The 24,928-nt window shown below is 53.3% G+C and carries 16 protein-coding genes and 4 tRNA genes; 1 reads left to right on the top strand and 19 read right to left on the bottom strand.

What is annotated here, in order from left to right; genetic code table 11:
- Positions 1 to 141 precede the first annotated feature (141 nt).
- The 18 genes from FGF66_RS08365 to eno form a co-directional block, all read right to left on the bottom strand.
- Entirely contained in the window at positions 142 to 2,583 is a 2,442-nt protein-coding gene (locus FGF66_RS08365) for a GumC family protein (RefSeq protein ID WP_139457199.1), read from the bottom strand.
- A 30-nt stretch (positions 2,584 to 2,613) separates the two neighbouring features.
- Positions 2,614 to 3,177, bottom strand: a complete 564-nt coding sequence (locus FGF66_RS12825) for a polysaccharide biosynthesis/export family protein (protein WP_211341997.1) — start codon at positions 3,175 to 3,177, stop codon at positions 2,614 to 2,616.
- 1,637 nt (positions 3,178 to 4,814) lie between these two features.
- Positions 4,815 to 9,269, bottom strand: coding sequence for a DNA-directed RNA polymerase subunit beta' (gene rpoC / locus FGF66_RS08355; RefSeq protein WP_139457198.1), 4,455 nt, complete (start codon positions 9,267 to 9,269; stop codon positions 4,815 to 4,817).
- Positions 9,270 to 9,360: 91 nt separating this feature from the next.
- A complete protein-coding gene (rpoB, locus tag FGF66_RS08350) occupies positions 9,361 to 13,266 on the bottom strand; it encodes a DNA-directed RNA polymerase subunit beta (protein ID WP_170181296.1) in 3,906 nt (1,301 codons plus the stop codon).
- 412 nt (positions 13,267 to 13,678) lie between these two features.
- On the bottom strand, positions 13,679 to 14,059 hold the full coding sequence (rplL, locus tag FGF66_RS08345; protein ID WP_139457196.1) for a 50S ribosomal protein L7/L12: 381 nt from the start codon (positions 14,057 to 14,059) through the stop codon (positions 13,679 to 13,681).
- 56 nt (positions 14,060 to 14,115) lie between these two features.
- A complete protein-coding gene (rplJ, locus tag FGF66_RS08340) occupies positions 14,116 to 14,634 on the bottom strand; it encodes a 50S ribosomal protein L10 (protein ID WP_139457222.1) in 519 nt (172 codons plus the stop codon).
- A 24-nt stretch (positions 14,635 to 14,658) separates the two neighbouring features.
- Entirely contained in the window at positions 14,659 to 15,348 is a 690-nt protein-coding gene (gene rplA, locus FGF66_RS08335; protein WP_170181291.1) for a 50S ribosomal protein L1, read from the bottom strand.
- A gap of 65 nt (positions 15,349 to 15,413) precedes the next feature.
- Positions 15,414 to 15,839 (bottom strand): 50S ribosomal protein L11, encoded by a 426-nt coding sequence (gene rplK / locus FGF66_RS08330; RefSeq protein WP_139457194.1) that lies wholly within the window; start codon positions 15,837 to 15,839, stop codon positions 15,414 to 15,416.
- 45 nt (positions 15,840 to 15,884) lie between these two features.
- Positions 15,885 to 16,460, bottom strand: coding sequence for a transcription termination/antitermination protein NusG (gene nusG / locus FGF66_RS08325; protein ID WP_139457193.1), 576 nt, complete (start codon positions 16,458 to 16,460; stop codon positions 15,885 to 15,887).
- A gap of 27 nt (positions 16,461 to 16,487) precedes the next feature.
- Entirely contained in the window at positions 16,488 to 16,679 is a 192-nt protein-coding gene (gene secE / locus FGF66_RS08320) for a preprotein translocase subunit SecE (RefSeq protein ID WP_139457192.1), read from the bottom strand.
- Between the two features lie 53 nt (positions 16,680 to 16,732).
- Positions 16,733 to 16,805, bottom strand: a tRNA-Trp gene (locus FGF66_RS08315).
- 23 nt (positions 16,806 to 16,828) lie between these two features.
- Positions 16,829 to 16,901, bottom strand: a tRNA-Thr gene (locus FGF66_RS08310).
- Between the two features lie 21 nt (positions 16,902 to 16,922).
- Positions 16,923 to 17,005: transfer RNA gene (locus FGF66_RS08305), tRNA-Tyr, on the bottom strand.
- Between the two features lie 14 nt (positions 17,006 to 17,019).
- Positions 17,020 to 17,092: transfer RNA gene (locus FGF66_RS08300), tRNA-Thr, on the bottom strand.
- A gap of 174 nt (positions 17,093 to 17,266) precedes the next feature.
- On the bottom strand, positions 17,267 to 18,049 hold the full coding sequence (locus tag FGF66_RS08295) for an SDR family NAD(P)-dependent oxidoreductase (protein ID WP_139457191.1): 783 nt from the start codon (positions 18,047 to 18,049) through the stop codon (positions 17,267 to 17,269).
- The gene (gene ispG, locus FGF66_RS08290; protein ID WP_246046636.1) at positions 18,046 to 20,130 is read right to left on the bottom strand and encodes a (E)-4-hydroxy-3-methylbut-2-enyl-diphosphate synthase; all 2,085 of its coding nucleotides are present in this window, start codon (positions 20,128 to 20,130) and stop codon (positions 18,046 to 18,048) included. Before ispG ends, FGF66_RS08295 begins: the two co-directional genes overlap by 4 nt.
- Positions 20,131 to 20,331: 201 nt before the next feature.
- Entirely contained in the window at positions 20,332 to 20,637 is a 306-nt protein-coding gene (locus FGF66_RS08285) for a septum formation initiator family protein (protein ID WP_246046635.1), read from the bottom strand.
- Positions 20,638 to 20,732: 95 nt separating this feature from the next.
- Positions 20,733 to 22,046 (bottom strand): phosphopyruvate hydratase, encoded by a 1,314-nt coding sequence (gene eno / locus FGF66_RS08280; protein ID WP_139457189.1) that lies wholly within the window; start codon positions 22,044 to 22,046, stop codon positions 20,733 to 20,735.
- 251 nt (positions 22,047 to 22,297) lie between these two features.
- Between eno and fusA the strand changes: the two genes are divergently transcribed.
- The gene (gene fusA / locus FGF66_RS08275) at positions 22,298 to 24,376 is read left to right on the top strand and encodes an elongation factor G (protein ID WP_139457188.1); all 2,079 of its coding nucleotides are present in this window, start codon (positions 22,298 to 22,300) and stop codon (positions 24,374 to 24,376) included.
- A 147-nt stretch (positions 24,377 to 24,523) separates the two neighbouring features.
- On the opposite strand, the gene FGF66_RS08270 is transcribed toward fusA, so the two are convergent.
- A complete protein-coding gene (locus tag FGF66_RS08270) occupies positions 24,524 to 24,883 on the bottom strand; it encodes a hypothetical protein (protein WP_139457187.1) in 360 nt (119 codons plus the stop codon).
- Positions 24,884 to 24,928 lie beyond the last annotated feature (45 nt).

The raw sequence follows: 24,928 nt of genomic DNA, 5'->3' as shown, positions 1-24,928 counted from the left end.
CAAACCATGAGGTTTTTGTAGCAAAAATTTTTACTGCATGCAACTTCATGAAGACTGAATCTAAAAGATTATATTTTCAGGGTCTATATCAACTTCCTTACACAGCAATATCTTTAAACATTACTGGCGAAACAAAGTATTTCACAATTTTTCAGGATAGACACTACTATAACGACCATATCCAGATCGACCATACCCATATTTTCCTTCACCATAACCATACCTTATTTTACTTGGTCTTTGCTTATCGATAATAGCTACGCCAATTATTTTTGAATGCAGGAAATTATCTGAAGCATACTGCTTCAGCGGCGCCCTGCTCGAATAATGTAAACGAGCTGTAATTAAAACACCATCAACCTCATTAACCAGCTGTGCCGCGTCACTAATAAAGATTGGTGGACTATCAATAACAATCCTCTCAAACTGTTCTGATAATATTTTCAAAAATTCATGCATTTTTTCTGACCCAAGTAATTCGTTTGGATTAGGCACCGGTGTACCAGCACTCATCAGGAACAGATTATCTACATGAGTTGCTTGAATATATTTATCATTACTTTCTCTTTCATTGTCAATCAAACAATCTGTCAAACCAGGAGATCGTTTTTTACCAAGTATTGTATGTTGTGATGGACGCCTCAGATCTGCATCTATCAGCAATGTTTTTTTATCTGCTATAGCCCATGCCAAAGCAAGATTCGTACTGACCGTTGACTTACCCTCGCCAATAGAACATCCAGATATGAGAATTGTTTTGAACGGCTTGTCAATTCGGGAAAAATTTAGATTTGTACGAAGAGTTCTGAAGCTTTCGGCAAAACTTGAATTCAGCTTATCGGTCATCAAGGGATACGTTTTTATGTCGCTTTTCACTTCTTTAGCTGGTTCATTTAATTTTTTAGATTTATTATGAAACACTTCAAATAACCTCTTACCATTTTTTTCGATCTTGTCTTTTGTTTCGTGGTATGTAGCAGAATAATCACTCGATGAGCTTATAAACGGGACGACACCCCATATATTTAACCCCAAACCTTTAAAGAACTGCATCTCTTCGTTAACGGTATCATCGATCATTTCAGCTCCATATGTAAAGAGTCCTGCCAAAACGATTCCGATGACAAAGCCCGCCAATAAATTTTTGATCAGCTCTGGTTTTTCTGGAGTAAACGGCTTGAATGCTGAACCAATCATTGTAACGCTACCAACTTCTGATCCTATAAGGATTCGAGTTTCATCAAGCTTTTCCTTGAGAAACAGATATGTTTTACTTACAACATCACGATCTCTCTGCAACCTGATAAAATTTTGCTCTTTTTCCGGTAGTTGCGCAAGCTGACTATCATATTTTTGCTTTACTTTTGCGTATTCACCTGCACTGAACTTTAAACGATTGAGTTTTTGATCCATCTGCAATTTTTCAGAGATTAGATCATAACGGTATTTTTGTGCTTTGCCGATATATTCGATCTGACCCGCAATTTTACTGCGACTGAGTTGATCGTATCTTGCCTTAACCTGCTCAAGCTCCTGTTTTTTTCCTTTAACTTCAGGATCATTTACGGGCTTTTCACGAAGAACATTGACATATGCAGATTCTTTTGAATGAATCTCATCCTGTATAGCACTCAACTGTGCACTAACATTACGCGCAATTCGATCACTGAGCTCACGATCAGCTTGAGTAAGTTGCTTTTCGAGAAAATCGCGACTGTTAGAAATGATGTTATATTCGGCCATGATATCGTTGTATCGGCCATCAAATTCAATCAGCTTTCCAAGCAAGCCCCCCGTATTTCCAGAAACCTCATACATCTGGTTTTCAGCCATAAATTCTGACAATGACGAATCTGCTTTTGCCATCATTTCTTTTTGTTCCTGAAGCATTTCAGCAACAAATCGGTTTGACTGAATGTATTTTTCGGAATTACGCTGTATATCAGATTTTTGGTAAACGTCACAAAGCATGTTGCTTAAAAACGTCGCTTCATCAGGAAATGGACTTGCGACTGAAACACGTAACACACTGCTATCCCTTGACCCTTCAACTTTTATACGATTATTCAATTGAACCGCATAATATCGCACCATGGCATTGAACGCAGGGGTATTTTCTATAACAGAATTATCATCTGCCTTCAGTTGTTGTACCGGAGCAATCCAGTTTACAATTTTTCTTATTGGTGATATATATGGACGGTATCCAAAAAATTCAAGGGAATCACGACGACTGTTGTTCCAAAGAGCCCTTACCGTCATTTCAGAAATAGGCAATGATTGTAATAACTCAACATCTTTTTGGGCCATTTTGCTATCTGCTGCGGGTCCTCCCCCCAACACTGCTTCAACGAGCTGCTGAGAATCATTTTCTTTATTTATCATCAACACAGATACAGCACGATACTCTGGTGTCTGGGAATAATAAAAAAGTATTGATGTGAGAAGCGATAAAAGCACAATTATGCCAATACCGATTTTTCTGCGGGCAACAATCTGAAATATCTCAGCAAGAGTAATCTCTTTATCATCCTGATTCTGAACTTGATTGCCTACTACGGCTTGTTGATTTTTGTAATCCATATGAGTGACAGGCTTTGAATCAGATTTCAATTATTGTTGTTTATCGATAATATAATACCAATATATAAATGGCGATATTATGCTTGAGTATTGCGATATTTTAGCAAGACTGATCCCTTTTTCTGGAATAACTATAGTATCATTAGGCTTTAATGCAATAAATCCAGAACGATCACCTTTTTTGTAAAAAGTTTTAAGATTTACAACATAAGCTTGCTTTCCGTTATCATCAGGTTCTTGCCTAACAACAAGAACTTTTTTGAGGTCCGCATCTTTACCAAGCCCACCAGAGATGGCAAGAATTGTAGCAAAATCTGCGTTTTCACGTACAATAAATTGTCCTTGTCTTGAAACCTGCCCAAGAATGTTAACGAACATGAGAATATTGCCAGAATCATCAGTAAAATATGAATTCTGCGCAACAGGATAGGATGGACCAGCAAGAGGATTGTAGATTGGAGCAGCTACTGTTGGTTCATTGCCAACCATCGACGTTATTTCTGCTCTTGCTGATACTGGCATTCCAAAGCAAGGAACCAACTGAGTCCATATCGAAATAGCAAGCAGAAATGTTAGGATGTTTTTTTTATACATATATCTTCTTATGATTAAGAGAGATCTATTAGTCAAAATATTAAATAATGTAAATATGATTTAAATAAAAAACCTGCCATAAACCACGGCATAAGAAAAACGTTCTAAAGCTACAGGCCTCGTTATGATAGTTATAACGAGGCGTTAATTCGTATAAATTTTTGAACCTCAAGATGAGAACAATCAGTTATTAGCCTTTAAAATGAATCCATTAAATATATATGAACTATATATTTCGACAATTATCCATATAGCTTCGCTATTTTCAGTCACAATATAAACTGAATTTCTTTTTATACCTGTATGAAATACTCGAACCGTTATTAACAGAAACCTGTCCTGCACAATCTTATCAATATGCTCTGATCTTACCTTTTAAAGCACTGTCCTTCCGCACACCTTAATACAAGGAAAACTATAAATTCTACAGTCTTATCAAAGGAAAACTTCTATTTCAGCCACTATTATCAATCCTGTATCACTTTATACCTGAAGGTCGCATACTTATTTAGTATTGCCGTCCACCGTAATTATACATAGCATATTAACCAATTCAGAAAGCGCGATTCTCAGACAAGGTTTTTCTGCAAAATAAATTTTAATTTTCTTGTAATGCATTACAATGCTGATCAATATTTTTGACTCTACGGTAAAGTCAACCATCAACCTTAATACATACAATCAATACTCTCACACATAACCTTATAGGTGACATATATAAGGCCTTTTGATACTTAATAGTCAAATTTGTCACCCGATATTCACTTGTGCAAAGATACCTTATCTAATACTGTGCGCCATCTTTATGTGTAAACTTCCGAGTCCAGCAGTTTTGTTGAGCAGTCTGTGACCACAGCGCCCAATACTCTGTACAATATTCATCGCTCTGATAGTCAAGCATCTTGAGCATTTTTGACTTGCCGACAGGGCACGATTGTCGATGAGGAAAAAATATTATTAAGTAAAGCAGGCGGTTCTCTTAAATCGTAAGTATTTTCAAAAAAAATACGGTACCAGCACTATAAGCTCATCTAAAGTATCTGAAGTCATCATCATTACTCAGTGCACACCGTATTCTTCCTAAGCGCCAAGACACTCTGTAATCGAAGTCCCGTATCTTTAATGACAAGGCGAAATCTGTTGTGATCTATCATGCGATAGAACTCCAAAGATGACCTGGGGTGCACGACAGCCTTGCACCGGCGAAGACCGATAAACCATGCCAAGGAACCCCCAAAATTCTGATTCGCTTTTAACAAAAATTATTTGCTTAACACAACAGACTTTATACGTAAAGAGCAGACTATATATATAAATCATACATGATTATTAACTCACATGTAAGATAGCAATTAAAAGTACTTCTGACAACAACCATCTTCTTCTTATTCATCCTTGCAATTACTCATTTTTCATATCTGTCTATTTTGGCGATGAAAATGCAAAAATATTAGCAAAACATATTATATGTACGCAATAAAAAAGCATAAATATAGATATAACTATTGTCTCTATATTTATTATTCCAGCTTTTTAAAAATGGTGCGGAATAAAAAAAGCCGCCCCATTTCTGAAACAGGGCGGCTTGATATTCAAAGTTTGTTATGTATGAGTAGCACTCAGGCTTCAACAGCGGGTTACAAGCCAGCAGCTTCTGACTCATCGGCTCCGTTGTTCCGGAGCTTGATTGCGCGGTACTTGCGCAAGCCGGTACCAGCAGGAATGAGCTTGCCAACGATAACGTTCTCTTTCAGGCCTGCAAGATGATCGACCTTGCCCGCGACGGCGGCATCGGTCAGTACCTTGGTGGTCTCCTGGAATGAGGCCGCCGAGATGACGCTTTCGGTCTGCAACGCGGCGCTGGTGATACCAAGCAACACGGGGTGCGATGTAGCCTGCAATGCTGGCTCGACCGTGACAAGCAACTTGCTGTTCCGGCGAAGCTCGCGGTTCAGCTTGGTGATGTCACGCTGCTTGTAGAGCTGATCTTCCAGAATTCTTGCCGGAGCATCACCGCGGTCGATCACCCTGACCTTTTCGGACACGGCTTCGTTTGCGTCAATAAATGCGCTCCTGTCGATCAGATCGCCCGGCAGCAGCTCGGTATCGCCCGGCTCCTCGACACGCACCTTCTGGAGCATCTGACGCACGATCACTTCGAGGTGCTTGTCGTTGATCTCGACACCAGCGTTGATCTGATAGACCTTCTGTATCTCGTTCACCAGATACTGCTGCACGGCGTTCGGCCCCTGAATACGCAGAATGTCCTGCGGGGAGACCGCGCCATCGGTCAGCGGATCGCCGGCCTTGACCTCGTCGCCCTCGGTAGCAAGCACATGCTTGCCAACCTGCACATAATAGACCTTCTCTTCGCCAAAGTCGTTCTTGACCTTGATCTCCTTGCTGCTACGGCGCTGTGAACCGAAGCTCACATAACCATCGATTTCGGAAACGATAGCCGGATCGGTCGGAATTCGCGCTTCAAACAGCTCGGTCACCTTCGGCAAGCCAGCCGTGATATCACCGCCGACGCGGTCGAGGTTTCTCGGCACCTTTGCAATAATGTCGCCGGGCACGATCTTCTGGCCATCCTCGACATAGAGGTTCGACTTGATCGGCACCGGATAGGTCTTCCTGATCTCACCCGCTTCGGTCACAATGGCAATGCGCGGCTCGCGGGTCTCGGATGCGCGCAGCTTGGAACGCCAGTTGATGATGGTGTGCTGGGCGAAGCCAGTCTGCGGATCAACCTCTTCCTTGTAGGTAACACCCTTCTCGATGTCGATGAACCTGGCGAAGCCGGGCATTTCTGCGATGATCTGCGTGCTGTTCGGCTCACTGCTGAAGAGCACCTGCTCCTTGCGCACGATCTGGCCATTCTCGATGTTGAGATGCGCGCCGTGCGGCACGACGTAACGCTTCAGCACCTTGCCCGAATCGGGGTCGATGATGTTGAGCTTGCCGTTTTTCTGGATGACAATCTGCCGGGTCTCTTCGATACCATCCTCGGTGATGATGGAGTGCTCGACACTCTTGACATCCTCCATTTCGACCTGGCCTTCGTGAAACGCCTTGGTCTCGGTTTCGGAGATACCGCCCTGCGCCGCGCCACCCTGGTGGAAGGTACGAAGCGTGAGCTGCGTACCCGGTTCACCGATGGACTGCGCCGCGATCACGCCAACAGCCTCGCCAATTTCAACCGGCTTGTGCACCGAAAGGTTGGTGCCGTAGCACTTCGAGCAGATACCTATCTTGGACTCACAGGTGAGCACCGAGCGGATTTCAGCCTCTTCGACGCCTGCCGTATCCTGGATCCGGTCGGCAAGCTCGTCGGTGATGACCTCGCCCGCTTCGACAACCACATTGTCAGTGATGACATCGACGATGTCGCGAGCCGCGACGCGGCCTTTGATCTTTTCGCGGAACTTGATCTGGCCGCTGGTCTCCTCCTCGATATTACGCTCGACGTGCAGGCCGCGGGTAGTGCCGCAGTCGTCGATGGTAACGATCACATCCTGCGCCACGTCGTGCAGACGCCTCGTCAGATAACCGGCATCAGCCGTCTTGAGCGAGGTATCGGAGAGACCTTTTCGAGCACCGTGCGTCGAAATGAAGTATTCGAGCACCGTCAGCCCCTCCTTGAGATTCGAGATAATCGGGTTTTCGATGATCTCGCCCGGCTGGCCCGACATCGACTTCTGCGGTCGGGCGATCAGACCCCTCATGCCGGTGAGCTGCCTCACCTGCTCGCGGGAGCCTCGCGCGCCCGAATCAAGCATCATGTAGAGCGGGTTGAAGCCGTCGCGATCCTTCTTGAGCTTTTCATAAGACTCGTCGGCCACAAGGTTCGAGGTCTTCTGCCAGACGTCAACGATCTGGTTGTAGCGTTCGTTGTCGGTCAGCGTACCGCGGTTGTACTCCTTGATGACCTTGGCGCTGTCGCGCTGGGCATTTTTGATGTGCTTCGCCTTGGTCTCCGGCACAATCGCGTCGGACAGGCCGATGGACAGACCGCCCCTCATGGCGTAACCGAAACCGACCGCCTTGATATTATCAAGGAACTGCGCCGTCTCGACGTTACCAACTTCACTGGAGAGATGAGCGATCAGCTCCTTGGCCACCTTTTTGTTGATCAGCTTGTTGATAAAGCCAATCTTTTCAGGCACATGCTGGTTGAAGATCACTCTGCCAACCGTGGTGACCAGCACCTTGTTCTGCTCGATCTGGCTCTTCAGCCACGCCTTCTTTTCAACCTGATCTTCCGGCAGCATCGATTCGACCAGGCGAACCGGGTCGAACTTCTGATCCACCTTGCCGTCATACTTCACGAAAATCTGTGCATGAAGCCCCACTCGATCCTCGTTGTAGGCGATGACCACCTCCTCCATCGAGTAGAAAAGCTGTCCTTCGCCCGTATCGCCCGGACGCGACTTGGTGAGGTAGTACATGCCGAGCACCATGTCCTGCGACGGCACGGTGACCGGTTTGCCGGACTGCGGCAGAATAAGGTTGTGCGACGAAAGCATGAGCAGCGACGCTTCGAGCTGCGCTTCCTGTGACAGCGGGACGTGCACGGCCATCTGGTCACCGTCGAAGTCAGCGTTGAACGCCGTACAGACGAGCGGGTGAAGCTGGATCGCCTTGCCCTCGATGAGCGTCGGCTGGAACGCCTGGATGCCGAGACGGTGCAGGGTCGGCGCGCGGTTCAGGAGCACCGGGCGTCCGTCGATCACCTTTTCGAGCACATCCCAGACCACCGGGTCTTTCTTGTCGATGAGCTTCTTGGCCGACTTGACCGACTTGGCGATGCCGCGCTCGACGAGGCGGCGGATGACGAACGGCTGGAACAGCTCGATAGCCATGCTCTTCGGCAGACCGCACTGGTGGAGCTGAAGCTCCGGGCCGACGACGATAACCGAACGACCGGAGTAATCGACGCGCTTACCGAGAAGGTTCTGGCGGAAGCGGCCCTGCTTGCCCTTGAGGGCGTCGGAGAGGGACTTCAGCGGGCGGTTGGATTCGCCGGTCTTGACCGCGTTGGCCTTGCGCGAGTTGTCGAAGAGCGCATCGACCGCCTCCTGCAACATGCGCTTCTCGTTGCGCAGAATCACCTCGGGGGCGCGGATGTCGATCAGCTTCTTGAGGCGGTTGTTGCGGATGATCACGCGGCGGTACAAGTCGTTCAGATCAGAGGTGGCGAAGCGGCCGCCTTCGAGCGGCACGAGCGGACGAAGCTCCGGCGGAATGACCGGCACGACCTCCATCACCATGTACTCCGGCTTGTTCCCTTCGTAGATATACAGCTCCGGCGACTCCTCCTCGGGGAACAGGCCGGTCGATTTCTTGCGGGTGCGCTTCTGCGGCTCGTAGCTTTTGCGGAAGGCCTCGACCACCTTGAGGCGCTTGAGGGCATCGGCGCGCTTCTGCTCCGAGCCGCTCTCCTTGAGCACCTTGCGCAGATGGACGGCGATCTCGTCGAGGTTCAAGCCCTTGAGCAGCGTGTGAATCGCCTCGCCGCCCATCTTGGCGACGAACTTCGACGGATCGTTATCTTCGAGGTCCTGGTTGTCTTCGTACTCGGTGATAATCTGGAAATACTGCTCTTCGGTCAGTCGGTCAAACTTTTTGATGCCCTGCTTCTCGCCCGGTTCGCCGGGGTTGATGACCACATACACTTCGTAATAAATGATGCGCTCAAGCTCCTTGGTGGACAGATCGAGCAACGCGCCGATCTTGCTCGGAACGGAGCGGAAGAACCAGGTGTGCACCACCGGCACGGCCAGCGAGATGTGGCCCATGCGCTCGCGGCGCACGCTCTTGGTGGTCACTTCGACGCCACAGCGGTCGCAGATGATGCCTTTGTAGCGCACCCTCTTGTACTTGCCGCAGTAGCACTCCCAATCCTTGGTCGGGCCAAATATTTTTTCGCACATCAGGCCGTCGCGTTCCGGCTTGAAGGTACGATAGTTGATGGTTTCCGGCTTGAGCACCTCGCCGCGCGAATGGGCCAGAATGCTCTCCGGAGAGGCTATGCTGAACTTTATCTTTGAAAAATCACCCTTGAGCGGTGATGATCCCTGTGAAAATATCATGGTCGATATCCCTGTTAAAACAACCTTGAAATTATCTTCGTTACTTCTTTTCACATGCCGAAGTGATCGCTCCGGCATGTCATTACATCATTCAGGGTACCCTGTCGTCGATCCTGATTTCGAGGCCAAGGCCTTGCAGCTCCCTGATAAGCACGTTGAATGACTCAGGCGTTCCGGGTTCCGGGAGATTCTGCCCCTTGACGATAGCCTCGTACGTTTTGTTTCTGCCAATGACGTCATCGGATTTGACCGTGAGCATCTCGCGCAGGATGTTGGCCGCGCCATAGGCTTCGAGCGCCCACACCTCCATTTCACCGAACCTCTGGCCGCCGAACTGCGCCTTGCCGCCAAGCGGCTGCTGGGTGATGAGCGAGTATGGCCCGATGGACCTGGCGTGAATCTTGTCGTCGACCAGGTGACTCAGCTTTAACATATAGATATAGCCGACCGTGACCTCGTCGTGGAAACGCTCGCCGGTGCGGCCGTCGAAGAGACTGACTTTGCCGTGACCCGGCAGACCGGCTTTTTCGAGCTGCTCCTGCACCTCGCTGTAGGTCGCGCCGTTGAAGATCGGAGTCTTGAACTTGACGCCGAGCTTCTTGCCCGCCCAACCAAGCGAAGTTTCGTAGAGCTGGCCGATGTTCATGCGGCTCGGCACACCGAGCGGGTTGAGCACGATATCGACCGGCGTTCCGTCCGCCATGAAGGGCATATCCTCGATCGGCAGAATCTTGCCGACCACGCCCTTGTTACCGTGGCGTCCGGCCATCTTGTCACCAACCTGGATCTTCCTCTTCTGGGCGATATAGACCTTGGCCAGCTCCTCGATGCCGGGCGGCAGCTCGTCGCCGACATTGATTTTATATTTTTCATTCTCGCGCTCGTCGGAAAGATCCTTGAGCTTCAGGCGATATTCACGGATCAGGCGGACGACGTTCTCGTTAGTCTTGGCTCCGGTGACGATGCCTTTCGACACATCGATCGATTCGAGAAACGGCAGGCCGTTGAATCTGGCCAGCAGCTCGTCGCCGATGATCGCGCCTTCAGGTACGAGCACCTTGCCCTTGTCGCTCTGGATGGCGACGCTCTTCTTGCCGTCGAGATGCTGCTTCATCCATTTGGCGAAGCGCTTGCGCAGGTCGGCCTCTTTCAGGTCGAACTGCTTGTCAACGGCCTCCAGCTTCTCCTTGACGTCCATGCCGATTTTCTTCTTGCGGCTGAACAGCTTGGTCTTGATGACGATGCCCTTCATGCCTGCAGGCACGTGCATCGATGCATCCTTGACGTCGCTGGACTTGTCGCCGAAGATGGCGCGAAGCAGCTTCTCTTCCGGAGTCGGATCGCTCTCGCCCTTCGGGGTGATCTTGCCGACCAGGATGTCGCGCTCCTTGACCTCAGCGCCGATGCGCACGATGCCGTTTTCGTCGAGATTGCGCAGCGCTTCCTCGCTGACGTTGTAGATGTCGCGGGTGAACTGCTCCTCGCCACGCTTGGTGTCGCGCACGTTCGACTCGAACTCGTGCACGTGGATCGAGGTGAAGACGTCGTCATAGACCAGCCTTTCGCTGAGCACAATGGCGTCCTCGAAGTTGTAACCGCGCCAGGGCATGAAGGCCACCAGCACGTTCTTGCCGAGCGCCAGCTCGCCATTGTCGGTCGAGGAGCTGTCGGCCAGCACGTCGCCCGTTTCGAGCCTCTGGCCGTTGCGCACCAAGGGGCGCTGCGAAATGCAGGTGTCTTGGTTGGAGCGCTTGAACTTGATGAGCTTGTAAACCTTGAGGCCTTCGTTGGGATCGAGCAGCGACACGGTGGCGTTCTCCGGATCGAGGTCGTAACGCACCTCGATGCGATCCGCCGTGACGCTCTGCACCACGCCGGGGCCTTCGGCCACGATCACGGCGCGGGAGTCGCGGGCGACTTTCGCCTCCATGCCGGTGCCGACAATCGGAGCGTCGGAGACCAGCAGCGGCACAGCCTGGCGCTGCATGTTCGCGCCCATCAGTGCGCGGTTGCCATCATCGTGCTCGAGGAACGGAATGAGCGCTGCCGCCGCGCTGACGATCTGCACCGGCGAAACGTCCATGTAGTTCACATCCTCGGCCAGCACGAGCGGATAGTCGCCCTTCGTTCTGGCCTGCACCGACTCGGCGGCGATGCGGTTGTTCTCGTCGAGCTGGATGCTGACCGGCACGGTGATCTTGTTCTCCTCGTCCTCGGCGGAGAGCATCAGCACCGTATCGGTCACCAAGCCTTTATCGACGACGCGGTACGGCGTCTGGATGAACCCCTTGTCGTTGATTTCGGCATAAACCGACAGCGACGAAATCAGACCGATGTTCGGACCTTCAGGGGTCTCGATCGGGCAAAGGCGTCCGTAATGGGTGTAGTGAACGTCGCGAACCTCGAAGCCCGCGCGCTCGCGGGTCAGACCGCCGGGGCCGAGAGCCGACACGCGGCGCTTGTTGGTCATTTCGGCCAGAGGGTTGGTCTGGTCCATGAACTGCGAAAGCTGGCTGGTGGCGAAGAAGCTCGACACCACGCTCGAAACGGTTCGGGCGTTGATGAGGTCCGCAGGCGCGATCTTGTCGGTGTCGCGCGAGTTGAGCTTTTCGCGGACGTTCTTGCCCATCCTCGCCAGGCCGATCACGAACTGCGCGGCAAGCTGCTCGCCCACCGAACGCACGCGGCGGTTGGCCAGGTGATCGACGTCATCGACCTCGGCATTGCCGTTGACCAGCTTGATGAGGTAGTTGATGACCGCGATGATATCGTAGTGGGTCAAGACGAGAATATCGTCGCCGACCGGCTCCTCGGAGTAGGTGCTGATCGTCTGGAGAATTCGCGCGTAAATGGCGTCTGAAAGCTCCTTCAGCTCCGGCTTTTCGTTGAGGAATGCCGAAAGATCAGAAAGCTCTGCCTTGAGCTTCTTCTGGATGCGATAGCGTCCGACGTCGCCCAGATCGTACTTCTTCTGGTTGAAGAAGGTGCGTTCGAGAAAGCTTCTGGCGGCATCGATGTCCGGCGCTTCGTTGGCGCGAAGCTCTTCGTAAACGATTTCGAGCGCCTCTTCCTCGGTAGCGGAGTTGTCGTTGAGAATCGTGTTGATGATGACCGACTTGTCCACGCCCTTCTCCGGCGAGGTGGTCTTCATCACCTTGACCGATTTGTAGCCCGCCATGACGATCTGCTCCAAGATCTCCTCGGTAATGGCAGCCCTTGCCGGGACAACCTCGCCGGTGTTCATGTCGATGATATCGGAGGCCAGATACTGACCAAGCAGTTGTTCGCGCTTCGAGCTTTTCGAGGATACCTCGACCTCATCGACCAGGTCGAACAGGCCAAGAATATCTTCGTCCCTGGCGAAGCCGATGGCGCGCAAGAGGGCCGTGACCAAAAAGTTTTTCTTCTGGTCGATATAGACGAATATCTGGTTGTTGATGTCGGTCTGGAACTCGATCCAGGAGCCGCGGGTCGGCACGATCTTGGCGGAGTACATCTTTTTACCATTGGGATGCACCGCCTCGCTGAAGACCACGCCCGGTGAACGGTGAAGCTGCGCCACGACGACGCGCTCCGCGCCGTTGACGATGAAGGTGCCTCGCTCGGTCATGTAGGGAATCCTGCCGAGGTAAACCTCCTGCTGGATGGTCTCTTTCCAGTCCGGCTCGTCGGCTTCGTCCTTGTAGGAGAGCTTGAGCTTGATCTTGAGCGACACATCGTAGGTCAGGCCGCGCTCGATGCACTCCTCGACAGTATATTTGGGCTTGTCGAAGCTGTATGAGATATATTCCAGGAGATAGAGACCCCTGGTATCGGTAATGGGAAAGGCGCTCCTGAGCACTTTTTCAAGGCCCTGATCCTTGCGCTTTTCAAGGGGAACGCTGTCCTGGATGAAATTATGAAACGAATCGAGCTGTACCTTGAGAAGGTCGGGGGGGGTTACGATACTCTGGATCTTAGAAAAGTCAATACAGGGTGTTGGTGTTGCATCAGCCACTTTCACATGCACCTCGCTTTTAGTCAATTGCAGGGAGTACTTAACAGTTTATGGGCAATTCTCTCTTTCGGGCTTTTTCCGCTCGGATGCCGTCGCATTTCATTTGCGCCGTCAGCCTCGCACCCTCTTTGCTCCGCGCTCCAACCGGTACTGTCGTCCGGCACTGCACTCCTCATGTCCCGGCAGGACGGCACATTCAGGTTCTGCACTCCGGCATCGATCGAATCGCTCACGACAGTAATCAGTGGTACCCTTTGGTCATTACAAGATTCGCAAATACCCTTTCCGGAGTGGATATCCATCCGCGGTTGCTGCCGCTGAACGGAATAACATATGCATTCATTTACACAAACGGACAAAGCTCCGTCCCGGATCGGCACGGAGCTTGTCTGTCATTTCGCCTGGTGATGGATCACTTCAGCTCGACTTCAGCGCCGGCATCTTTCAGTTCTTTGGCGATCTTCTCGGCCTCGTCCTTGGAGACAGCCTCTTTGACGGTCTTCGGAGCACCATCAACCATGTCCTTCGCCTCTTTCAGGCCCAGGCCGGTGATAGCGCGGACAACCTTGATGACGTTGATCTTGTTGGCGCCGGCAGCCTTGAGCACGACGTCGAACTCGGTCTTCTCTTCTGCGGCGGCGGCATCACCGGCAGGAGCGGCCATAACGGCGCCAGCCATGACGGCAGGAGCAGCACTCACGCCAAACTTCTCCTCAAGTGCTTTCACCAACTCGGAAGCTTCGGTAAGGGTAAGTTTACCAATCTCTTCTACAAGGGTTTCAATAGATGACATTATTTCCTCTCTCAGTTTGAATTGAACAATATTGAAGCTTTGAGTGCGTAATTCGTTTATTTCTCCAGCTTTCCGACCTGATCGATCACGGAAACGAGGTCACGCATCACCGCGTTCATGACCCTCGGCACCGAAGCGACCATGTTATTGATCATGCCTGCAAGGCGACCGATATTCTCGGTCTTGCTAAGCATCTCGGAGAGCTGCGGCAGCGAATCGGGGCCGAACAGCGAACCGTCGATCGAGGCCATCTTGAACTTCAGCGCCTCGTTGTCCTTGCTGAACTTCTTGATGATCTTGGCCGGGGCGATCGGATCGTCATAGCTGAAAGCCACGGCGGTGGTGTTCTTGAGACCGGCAGCAAGCTTGTCTGCATTGGCGGCATCCTTGAGCGCCTTCTTGATCAGGGTGTTCTTGACCACCCGGTACTCGATACCAGCCTTGCGGAACTCGAGGCGCAACTGGCCCATCTTTTTGACATCAAGTCCCTGGAACTCGGTAAAGTAGAAGCCCTGTGACTTCTGGAACTTCTCTGCTATTTCCTGAGCGATCTGCTCTTTTGTATCACGCTTCATCATATCGGTGCACAATCTTTAATGTTAGGCAACAAATTTTTCCTTTTTCACCTTCACGCCGGGGGACATGGTGCTTGAGATGGTGATCCCCTGAAGATACTGGCCTTTTGCAGCCGAAGGTTTCAGGCGAACAACCTCTTTGATGAAGCTGGTGATATTTCCGACCAGATTTTCGGAATCGAACGACACCTTGCCGACCGGGGCATGGATATTGCCTGCCTTGTCAACCCTGAACTCGATTTTACCAGCCTTGACTTCGCGGACAGCCTTGGCGACATCCATCGTGACCGTGCCCGATTTCGGGTTCGGCATCAGGCCGCGCGGGCCGAGGATTCGGGCAACCTTGCCGAGCTGACCCATGACATCGGGGGTCGCGACGACCACATCGACATCGGTCCAGCCAGCCTGGATTTTCTCGATATACTCTTCGAAACCGACGAAATCGGCACCAGCCTCGCGAGCTTCTTCCGCCTTGTTCTCCTTGCAGACAACGAGGACAGAAACGGTTTTACCCGTGCCGTGAGGAAGCATGACCGTGCCGCGGACAACCTGATCGGCATGACGGGGATCAACCCCGAGCTTCATGGCGACATCGACCGTGGCGTCGAATTTTGTGGTAGTGATCTCCTTGACCTTCTCGATGGCTTCCGCCAGATCGTACTCAAGAGCGCGGTTCACCGCTGCGCTTGCATTCCTGTAATTCTTTCCTGCCATTGACATTATGATATTAGTGGTTTTGAAAGCGGCTTGTCAGGCCTCCCACGAAAAAAAACTGTAGCTCAGTCCTCGACGACGATACCCATGCTGCGGGCCGTGCCCATAACCATCCGGGTCGCGCCTTCGAGATCGACGGCATTGAGGTCGGGCCTCTTCAGCTCGGCGATCTTGCGCACCTGCTCCATCGTAACCGTACCGACCTTGTTGCGGTTCGGCTCGCCGGAACCCTTCGGAAGCTGGGCCTCCTTGAGCAGGAGAACAGCCGCGGGCGGAGTCTTGGTGACGAAGGTGAAGGACTTGTCGGAAAAGACCGTGATCACCACAGGGATGATCATGCCGGCTTCAGACTGCGTCCTGGCGTTGAACTGCTTGCAGAACTCCATAATGTTGACGCCTTTCTGACCGAGCGCCGGACCGACCGGAGGCGCGGGATTGGCGGCTCCTGCAGGAATTTGCAACTTGATGAACCCTGTTACCTTTTTTGCCATAAACTATCTCTCTTTCAACAGCTTGATTGAATACTATGTTCTCTGTTATTGCGAAACCGGCTTGACCTGGGCGAAATCGAGCTCGGTCGGAGTGCTCCTGCCAAAGAAGCTGATCATGACCTTGACCTTCATCCGCTCGGTGCAAACCTCGTGAACGATACCGGTAAGCGAACTGAAAGGACCATCGATGACCTTGACCGAATCGCCGACCTTGAAAGGCGCTTCGACCACCGCGCGGTGCTCGATAGAGCCATCCGGTACGAGAATCTTCTCTACCTCATCGGGACGCAAAGGGGTGGGATTGTCATCGACGCCGAGGAAGCCCATGACCGATGGAATATCCATGATCAGGTTTCGGGTCTGCTTGTCGAGCACGGCTTCGATCAGCACGTAGCCGGGAAATGCGTTTTTGGTCAGACTGCGCTTTTTGCCGTTCTTGACCTCGACGAAACGTTCGTAGGGAATGTAAACCTGCTTGATTCTATCTGAAAGGCCGCACCGCTCGACCTCCATATCGATACTCTCTTTGACTTTGCGCTCATGGCCAGAATAAATCCTGAGAGCGTACCAATGGAGTTGCGGGGGATGCTGTTCTTCCATCACCTTTTTTTTGACGCTCATCTCGTTACCTCGAAAATCTCCTTAGTCTTACAATAATTTCCCCATCAGCGTACTGATGACCCAATCCACTGCAAAGGTAAACAAGGCAAGAATACCTGAAACCGTCAACACTACAACTGTCATATCCTTCACCTCTTCTCTGGTCGGCCATGACACCTTGCGCATCTCGCCGACGACATCACGATAGTACTTATCAGCTTTCTCGATATATTTCTTCATGATAGACCAACGAGGTAAAAGATCGTGAACAGCATTCGAATCCAGCCTGTCTGCACGTCAGGAGGGACTCGAACCCCCAACCTGCGGTTTTGGAGACCGCTGCTCTACCAATTGAGCCACTGACGTATAACCACTCCTTCAGGAACCGGAGCTGATGATCGGACTTGAACCGATGACCTCTTCCTTACCAAGGAAGTGCTCTACCGACTGAGCTACATCAGCTTGTCACCAACAAAAAGCAAGTGGGTAGGGGGGGATTCGAACCTCCGAAGACATAAGTCGACAGATTTACAGTCTGCTGCGTTTGACCGCTTCGCTACCTACCCATGCATGTACCGAGAGCTGGTGATGGGACTCGAACCCGCAACCTGCTGATTACAAATCAGCTGCTCTACCAATTGAGCTACACCAGCAGCTCATTAAAAATACAGGGCTGGTAATATAACAGCCCGTTCAAATAATGCAAAAGAAAAAAATAAAAATCTCAAGAAAAAAGGATGGAATGGGCGATGTGGACCATTAACCTGAGCAAGATGCCTGGCACTCTTTCAATTCAACATTCAACATTCAACATTCATCATTCATAATTACTTCCCCCTGGCTCCAGCGAAGAGGCCGGCCAGCCCCGCCGCAATTTTCCTGGGCACGAAACGCTGGGAAAAGACCATGAGCCAGTCGAAAAAGGTCGGCAGGATCAGCAACTCTTTTCCGGCGAGTCCCTTGCGCACGGCTTTCACGACCACATCGGGACTTGAAACCGGCACGATGATCCGGTTCCTGTCGTGACCTGCCCGGCGGTAAAAAAGGTCGTTGTCGATGAATCCGGGGCAGACGGCAAATATACGGATGCCAGTGCCCCGAAACTCGATGGAGAGCGCTTCGGTCAGATTGACCACGAACGCCTTACTGGCGGAGTAACAGGCCATGCCCGGCACCCCCTGGAAACCGGCGAGCGAGGCGATGTTGACGACCGCGCCTCGGCGGCGGGCGCGCATGGCCGGCAGGAACAAGCGGATCAGCGCCGCCACCGCGACCATGTTGACCGTGGCCATCTGCACGAACGCCTCCTCATCCATCCGCTCGAAGTCCCCTGCCACGGAAAATCCAGCGCAATTGACCAGCCTGTCGATGGCGATCCCATTCCGCTCGCAAAACCCGAAGACCTTCGCCGCCGCGCCGGGCATTGAAAGATCCTGACAGCACACCTGCACATCGACGCCATGCGCGCGACGCAACTCCCCGGCCAGCGTTTCGAGCTTGTCGCGAGAGCGGGCGACCAGCACCAGATTGTCGCCCATGCCGGCGAACTCTTCGGCAAGCCGCTTGCCGATACCGGTCGAAGCGCCGGTAATCAGCGTATGGAAAGTCATACAGGATCGACCCACTTGCCATTCTGGCGGATCAGCTCGATCAGCCGGTCGAGCGCCGCCGCCTCGAGCATGTTCTCCTCGACGCACTCTTTGCCGACGTAGAGGCTGACGCGCCCTTTGCCCGAACCGACGTAGCCGAAATCGGCGTCGGCCATCTCGCCGGGTCCGTTGACGATGCAGCCCATGATGCCAATCTTCAAGCCTTTGAGATGCGAGACCCGCTGCTTGATGAGCGCCGTGATCTTTTCGAGATCGAAGTAGGTGCGTCCGCAACCGGGGCAGGAGATGAACTCGGTTTTGGACATCCTGATCCGTGCGGCCTGAAGAATGTTGAAACAGAGTCCGACCTCTTCGCCGACTGGCAGCGTCGTTTCGAGCGCCACCAGATCGCCGATGCCGTCGCAAAAGAGTGTGCCCGCCTGGATGGCGCTCTGGATCAGCACCCCGAAACGTTCGCCGTCAAGCCGACGGTAACGCACGACAAGCGGATAGTCGATCCCGGCTTTTTTCAGTTCGAGCGCGAGCTTCCGCGTCGGGTAGAGCGGCGCATCGGAGACGATGGAGAGCATGACCCGCCGCAAGCCTCTCGTCTTCAGTTTGGCGGCAAGGCGAACCAGCACCTCGGCAGGCACATTCTCGGAAGATTTTTCGTGGATGAAGCAGAACTCGATGGCGGCGTTCCTGTCGTGCAGCGACTCGATGAAGCCGGTGCCGAGCGTTTCGCCCTCGACAATATCGAGCCGCACCCGTCCGCAGAGCGGCAAGAGCGCCGAAACAATCGAGGTATCGGCGGTCGAAACGACGATCTTTTCGCGAAGCGCTCCGAGCGAATCGAGCAACTCCGCGAACAACGGAATATCCTCGGCGCTGCCGACGCCGACGCCGACCAGCTCCGAGCGGATTGCGCCCTCCGGCTTCTCCGGATCGAGCCGCGCGACAATCTCGTCGCGAAGCGCCGCCGTATCGGTAATCGGCGCACGGGCGGCGGTTTCGACCCCCGGCAAGGCGTCGCCGCCGAGCGGTATTCCCGCGCCGTCGATGGCGACGGAGGGTCGCCGCGAATAGCCGAATGGCTCGAACGGCAGCAGCTCGTGCCCCTGATTCTTCAGCTCGTGCTCGACCACATGCTTAACCGGCAGGTGCGCCCGGTCGCCACGCACCAGCAGCATGTCGTTGTATTTCTTGACGATAGCGAAACCGACCGGCACCTCGTTGACCGGATCCTCGGTGAGCGATACGCGAATCGTATCGCCGAGGCCATCTTCGAGCAGGGCGCCGATGCCCATCGCCGACTTGATGCGCCCCTCGTCGCCGTCGCCCGCCTCGGTCACGCCGAGATGCAGCGGATAGGCGTAGCGCAGCTCCGCGTCGGCGCGGGCGACCAGCAGGCGATAGGCCTGGATCATCACGCGAACGTTCGAGGACTTCATCGAAAAGAGCTGGTCGTAGTACCCCTCGTCCTCGCAGATTCGGGAGAATTCAAGCGCCGCCTCCACCATCCCTTCGGGCGAGTTGCCGTAGCGGCTCACGATGCGGTCGGAGAGCGAGCCGTGGTTGGTGCCGATGCGCATCGAAACGCCGAGCGCCTTGGCCTTCCTGACCAGCGGCGTGAACTCCTCGCGCACCTTGTCGAGTTCGGCACGATACTCCAGCTCGGTGTAATCCTCGCTCGAAAACTTCGCGCCGGTGGCGTAGTTACCCGGATTGACGCGGATGTTCTCGACGAACTCCACCGCTTTCATAGCCGCTTTCGCCGAAAAGTGGATGTCGGCCACCAGCGGCGTGTCGATGCCATCCCGGCGAAGCTGCTCGCGGATGTTACGCAGATTTTCGGCATCACGCTCGGTCGGAACCGTCAAGCGGATGATTTCACACCCCGCCTCGTACAAGCGCCGACACTGCTCCACCGAAGCCGCTGTATCCAGGGTGTGCGCGGTGGTCATGGACTCCACCCGGATCGGCAGGTATCCGCCCAGGGCGATCACTCCGAAGGGAACCTCTCTGGTGACACGACGGCGGTAACTGTACACCGGCGCCGGATAGTCGATGACATTGCCTGCGGCAAGGCGATCTTCGCTCATAAGATGGCTGGTTGAAAATGAATGAAAATGATCCAGAAGGTAGCCAAAGGCCAGCACATATAAAAACCGGGGGGAAGGAGGGGGAAGAGAATTATGAGTTATGAATTATGAATGCTGAATTGAAGGAGTGCCTGGCTCCGGGCTTTGTCATTTGTCCACCGCGTCCATTTCGTCCACGCAGCACTCACTCTGCCAAGCACCTCACGGCTCTCTTATAATGAACACGGTCTCGCCTTTTTTGTGGAAATTGAAGCGCTCCCTGGCGACCTTTTCGACGCTGTCGGGCTGGTAGGCGTTCTTGATCGTGCCGCGGAGTTCGACGATCTTCTTGTCCTCTTCGGCCTGGAGCTTTTCGAGTTTCCGGTTCTCCAGCTCCATGCTTATGCGGGTCACCAGGCCGAAGTCACCGAAAACAAACCAGATAGCCACAAGGGCAAGAATGACCCGAATCACATACTTTTTCGGATTCAGGCGGATGGAACCCCATATATCCGTCAAGTAGTTCATCATGTGTTCAGTAGCAGCAGGTTCGAGCGCAAGGCGTGCCGGATTGACGCGCCTTGCCCCCTGATAGAGTCATATGAACGATAATCTCCCCGGCCTCAAACCCTGAAGGCCCCGATGCCCGGATAGAGCGCCGTGTCGCCGAGCATCTCCTCGATACGGAGCAGTTCGTTGTACTTGGCCATGCGGTCGGAGCGCGACATGCTGCCGGTCTTGATCTGCCCGGCGTTGGTCGCCACGGCGATCTGCGCGATGGTGGTGTCTTCGGTCTCGCCGCTCCGATGGCTGATGACCGAGGTATAGCCGTTGCGCTTGGCCAGCTCAATGGCCTGAAGCGTTTCGGTCAGGGTGCCGATCTGGTTGACCTTGATGAGAATCGAGTTGGCCACGCCCTTCTCGATGCCTTCGGCCAGGCGGAGGCTGTTGGTCACGAACAGATCGTCGCCCACGAGCTGCACACGGTCACCGATCTTGTCGGTCAGCATCTTCCACCCTTCCCAGTCGTCCTCGGCCATGCCGTCTTCGATGGAGATGATCGGGTAGCGGCTCGCCCAGTCGGCCCAGTAGCTGGCCATCTCTTCGGAAGAAAGTTCGCGTCCGGAGGATTTCTTGAACACGTACTTTTTCTTTTCGGTGTCGTAAAACTCGGAACTTGCCGGATCGAGCGCGATCATGACGTGCGCGTCGCCGAGACCGCCCTTGTCGGTCGGCGCTCCGGCCTTGTAGCCCGCCAGGCCGATGGCCTCGATCACCAGCTCGATCGCCTGTTCGTTGGACTCCACGTTCGGCGCGAATCCGCCTTCATCGCCCACCGCCGTGCTCAGGCCGCGCTTGTGCAGAAGCGACTTGAGCGAGTGGAACACCTCCGCGCCGCACCGAAGCGCGTCGGAGTAGCGCTCGAAGCCAATCGGCATGATCATGAACTCCTGAAAATCGACCGTATTGTCGGCATGAGCGCCGCCATTGAGCACGTTCATCATCGGCACGGGCAGCGTCTTGGCCGTCGTGCCGCCGATGTAGCGGTAGAGCGGCAAGGCGGAATACTCAGCTCCGGCCTTCGCGCAGGCCAGCGAAACGCCGAGGATCGCGTTGGCGCCGAGAACGGATTTGTTCGGCGTGCCGTCAAGCTCGATGAGCCTGGCGTCGATAGCCTCCTGCTCAGTCACGTCCATGCCCTGCAAAGCATCGTTGATCACGGTGTTGACGTTCTCGACAGCCTTGAGCACACCCTTGCCGAGAAAAACGCTCTTGTCCTTGTCCCTGAGTTCGACCGCTTCGTGAACACCCGTCGAAGCGCCGCTTGGCACCGCTGCACGGCCAAAAGAACTTTCAGTATGAACATCCACCTCGACAGTGGGATTTCCTCGCGAGTCCATGATCTGGCGGGCATGAATCCTGGTGATGACTGGCATGATACGGGTATTTAGAATTGAATGAAGAACAGAATTGAAAAGATACGCAATGGTGCTCATTGTTCGGAAATCGTAACTCATTTTATCGATGACAAAATAGGTTTCATGTCCGTCTGGTAGCGAAGGCCACTTTTTTTCACTAAGTTTTCAAGTACTGCCCGAAGCTGACTTACTGCGTGACGCACTGTCAGGCGGGAAAGCGGCAAAAACAGACGGCTCCGTTAAAACCAATCCAAGAAAGGAGTACTGACATGCAAGCTGTTCCAACGGATCAATTGAGGAACATTGTCGTTACCGGCCATTCCGGCACCGGAAAAACCATACTGTGCGAATCGTTCGCCCTCTGCATGGGGGTCATCAACCGGCTCGGCAGCATCGAAGATGGCACAACTCTGTCAGATTACGCTTCTGACGAAACAGAGAGAAAGCACAGCCTGAACACCAGCCTCATCCACGGCGCATGGAATGAGAAGAAGATCAATATCATCGATACCCCCGGACTGCTCGATTTCCACGGAGACGTCAAATCCGCCATGCGGGTCGCCGATACCGTTCTGATCACGGTCAACGCCGCCACAGGCGTGGAAGTCGGCACCGATACGGTGTGGGAGTACACCAAAGAGTACTACAAACCGACCATGTTCGTGCTCACCAAACTCGATGCTGACCGGGCGGGCTACGATTCGACCCTCGACTCCCTGCGCGACCATTTCGGCCACCTGGTCACACCGATCCAGTTTCCGGCAGATGAGGGACCCGGACACCATATCCTGATCGACGTGCTCCTGATGAAGCAGATCGAATTCAGCCCCGACAAACCCGGCAGCATGGTGGTTTCGGAGATTCACGATCTGTACCGGAAAAAAGCCGAGGAGCTGCACCAGCAACTCGTCGAGGCGGTCGCTGAAACCGACGAGGAGCTGATGAACCGCTTTTTCGAAGAGGGCTCCCTCACCGAAGACGAACTCCGGGCCGGCATAAAATCGGCACTCGTCACCAGAACCTTCTTCCCGGTTTTCTGCACCTCCCCGCTCCATCTCATCGGTACCGAAAGACTTCTGAACGCCATCGTCAACATCTGCCCGTCACCCATCGAGCGCGGCCCGGAACACGCGTACTGCTCGGTCATGAACGACGAAAAGTTGCTTCCACCCGATCCCGACGGCTCGACCATCGCCTTTATTTTCAAGACCATGTCCGAACCAAGAGTCGGCGAAATCTCCTACGTTCGTGTCTATTCGGGGCACATCGAAAGCGGCCACGAACTGATCGACGTCCAGACCGGTCAGCTCGAAAAAATCGGGCAAGTTTACACGATGCAGGGGCAGAAAAAGATTCCCGTGGACAAGCTGCTCGCGGGCGACATCGGCATGGTGGTCAAGCTCAAGAACTCCCACACCAACGACACGCTCGCAGACAAGGGGGTCGATTGCCGGATCAGCCCGATTCTCTTTCCCGAACCGGTGCTCTCTTCGGCCATCGTGCCGGTCACGCAGGGTGACGAAGAAAAAATCTCCGCCGGACTGCACCATCTCCACGAAGAGGATCCGAGCTTCGCCATCGAGCATGACGTCGAGTTCAACCAGACCATCCTGAAAACACTTGGCGAAACGCATCTCGACATCATCATCAGCCGACTGCACAACAAATTCAACGTGCAGGTCGAGGTAGCCCCCGTGCGGATTCCCTATCGCGAGACCATCCGGTTGAGCGCGGCGGCGCAGGGTAAATTCAAAAAACAGTCTGGCGGTCGCGGCCAGTACGGTGATGTCTGGGTGCGCATCGAACCGCTGGAGCGCGACTCTGGCTTCGAATTCGCCAGCGAGGTGGTCGGCGGCGTGGTCCCGACCCGCTACATTCCGGCAGTCGAGAAGGGATTGCGCGAATCGATCGCCGAAGGCAGCCTCACCGGCTACCCGGTCGTCGATCTGAAAGCGGTGGTGTACGATGGATCATACCACCCGGTTGACAGTTCGGAATACGCCTTCAAGATCGCCGCTCACATGGCCTTCAAGGCCGCGGTCGAAAAGGCAAAGCCGCTGATTCTCGAACCGATTTACTCGCTGACGGTGCAGACCCCCGACCAGTTCACGGGCGAAATCGTCGGCGACATCTCAAGCAAGCGAGGCAGAATTCTCGGCATGGACACCGAAAGCAGGTTCCAGGTCATCAAGGCGCTCATCCCGCAAGCCTCGCTCTCGACGTTCCATCACGCCCTGACGAGGCTGACCCAGAGCCGCGCACGCTACAGCTACACCTTCAACCACTACGAAGAGGCCCCGGTAGAAATAGCCAACCAGCTCATCGCCGAAAAAGCCGCGAAACAGTAAAAAGCCAAAAAGGACAAAGTGGACAGCGAAAACCTCATCATCGTTTTCCTGTCCACCCCGTCCACTTCGTCCACACTGTCCGCATTACCTGCAAACCGACCCGTTTTTTCAGCTCCCCTGAAATGAGCAGGCCGGTTGCTGTTTTGATTATGCGTCGAATCCAAGGGAATCAAGCAACGCCTTCAGCTTATCTTCATCCTCGTCACACGCTTCGTATAAAACGCTTAGCAAAGTCTGCATGACCGCCGATTCAACTCCGAATTTGAGCGCAATAGTCAAAGCTTCAGTTGCAAGCTCCTTCAAAGTATCATCATCCAGCGTATTGAGTTGCTTGTAACAGAGAATCATCCCAGCAAGGTTGCCTGCCAATCCCAAAGGGGCCTGCGCTCTCCGGATCAGTTCATCTGCTTTGCGAAAAAGTGACAACGCCTTTTCGGGATTAGACAATGAGAGTTCAAGGAAGCCCAAGGATTTTGGGTCAGTGAGATAAAGTGTGTAAACGGTCATAGATTCCACTCATGAAACAAGGAGCAAAACTATGACCAGAAAGAA

The organism is Chlorobaculum thiosulfatiphilum (assembly GCF_006265165.1).
In the GTDB taxonomy this organism is placed as follows: Bacteria; Bacteroidota; Chlorobiia; order Chlorobiales; family Chlorobiaceae; genus Chlorobaculum; species Chlorobaculum thiosulfatiphilum.
Note: the sequence above shows the minus strand (reverse complement) of the source record. Positions and strands in the feature narration are given on the sequence as shown.

Bases quoted from the DNA above. Each gene is read 5' to 3' on its own strand.
- FGF66_RS08365 (WP_139457199.1), bottom strand. From the start codon at position 2,583: ATGGATTACAAAAATCAACAAGCCGTAGTAGGCAATCAAGTTCAGAAT.
- FGF66_RS12825 (WP_211341997.1), bottom strand. From the start codon at position 3,177: ATGTATAAAAAAAACATCCTAACATTTCTGCTTGCTATTTCGATATGG.
- rpoC (WP_139457198.1), bottom strand. From the start codon at position 9,269: ATGATATTTTCACAGGGATCATCACCGCTCAAGGGTGATTTTTCAAAG.
- rplL (WP_139457196.1), bottom strand. From the start codon at position 14,059: ATGTCATCTATTGAAACCCTTGTAGAAGAGATTGGTAAACTTACCCTT.
- rplJ (WP_139457222.1), bottom strand. From the start codon at position 14,634: ATGAAGCGTGATACAAAAGAGCAGATCGCTCAGGAAATAGCAGAGAAG.
- rplA (WP_170181291.1), bottom strand. From the start codon at position 15,348: ATGGCAGGAAAGAATTACAGGAATGCAAGCGCAGCGGTGAACCGCGCT.
- rplK (WP_139457194.1), bottom strand. From the start codon at position 15,839: ATGGCAAAAAAGGTAACAGGGTTCATCAAGTTGCAAATTCCTGCAGGA.
- nusG (WP_139457193.1), bottom strand. From the start codon at position 16,460: ATGAGCGTCAAAAAAAAGGTGATGGAAGAACAGCATCCCCCGCAACTC.
- secE (WP_139457192.1), bottom strand. From the start codon at position 16,679: ATGAAGAAATATATCGAGAAAGCTGATAAGTACTATCGTGATGTCGTC.
- FGF66_RS08295 (WP_139457191.1), bottom strand. From the start codon at position 18,049: ATGACTTTCCATACGCTGATTACCGGCGCTTCGACCGGTATCGGCAAG.
- ispG (WP_246046636.1), bottom strand. From the start codon at position 20,130: ATGAGCGAAGATCGCCTTGCCGCAGGCAATGTCATCGACTATCCGGCG.
- FGF66_RS08285 (WP_246046635.1), bottom strand. From the start codon at position 20,637: ATGAACTACTTGACGGATATATGGGGTTCCATCCGCCTGAATCCGAAA.
- eno (WP_139457189.1), bottom strand. From the start codon at position 22,046: ATGCCAGTCATCACCAGGATTCATGCCCGCCAGATCATGGACTCGCGA.
- fusA (WP_139457188.1), top strand. From the start codon at position 22,298: ATGCAAGCTGTTCCAACGGATCAATTGAGGAACATTGTCGTTACCGGC.
- FGF66_RS08270 (WP_139457187.1), bottom strand. From the start codon at position 24,883: ATGACCGTTTACACACTTTATCTCACTGACCCAAAATCCTTGGGCTTC.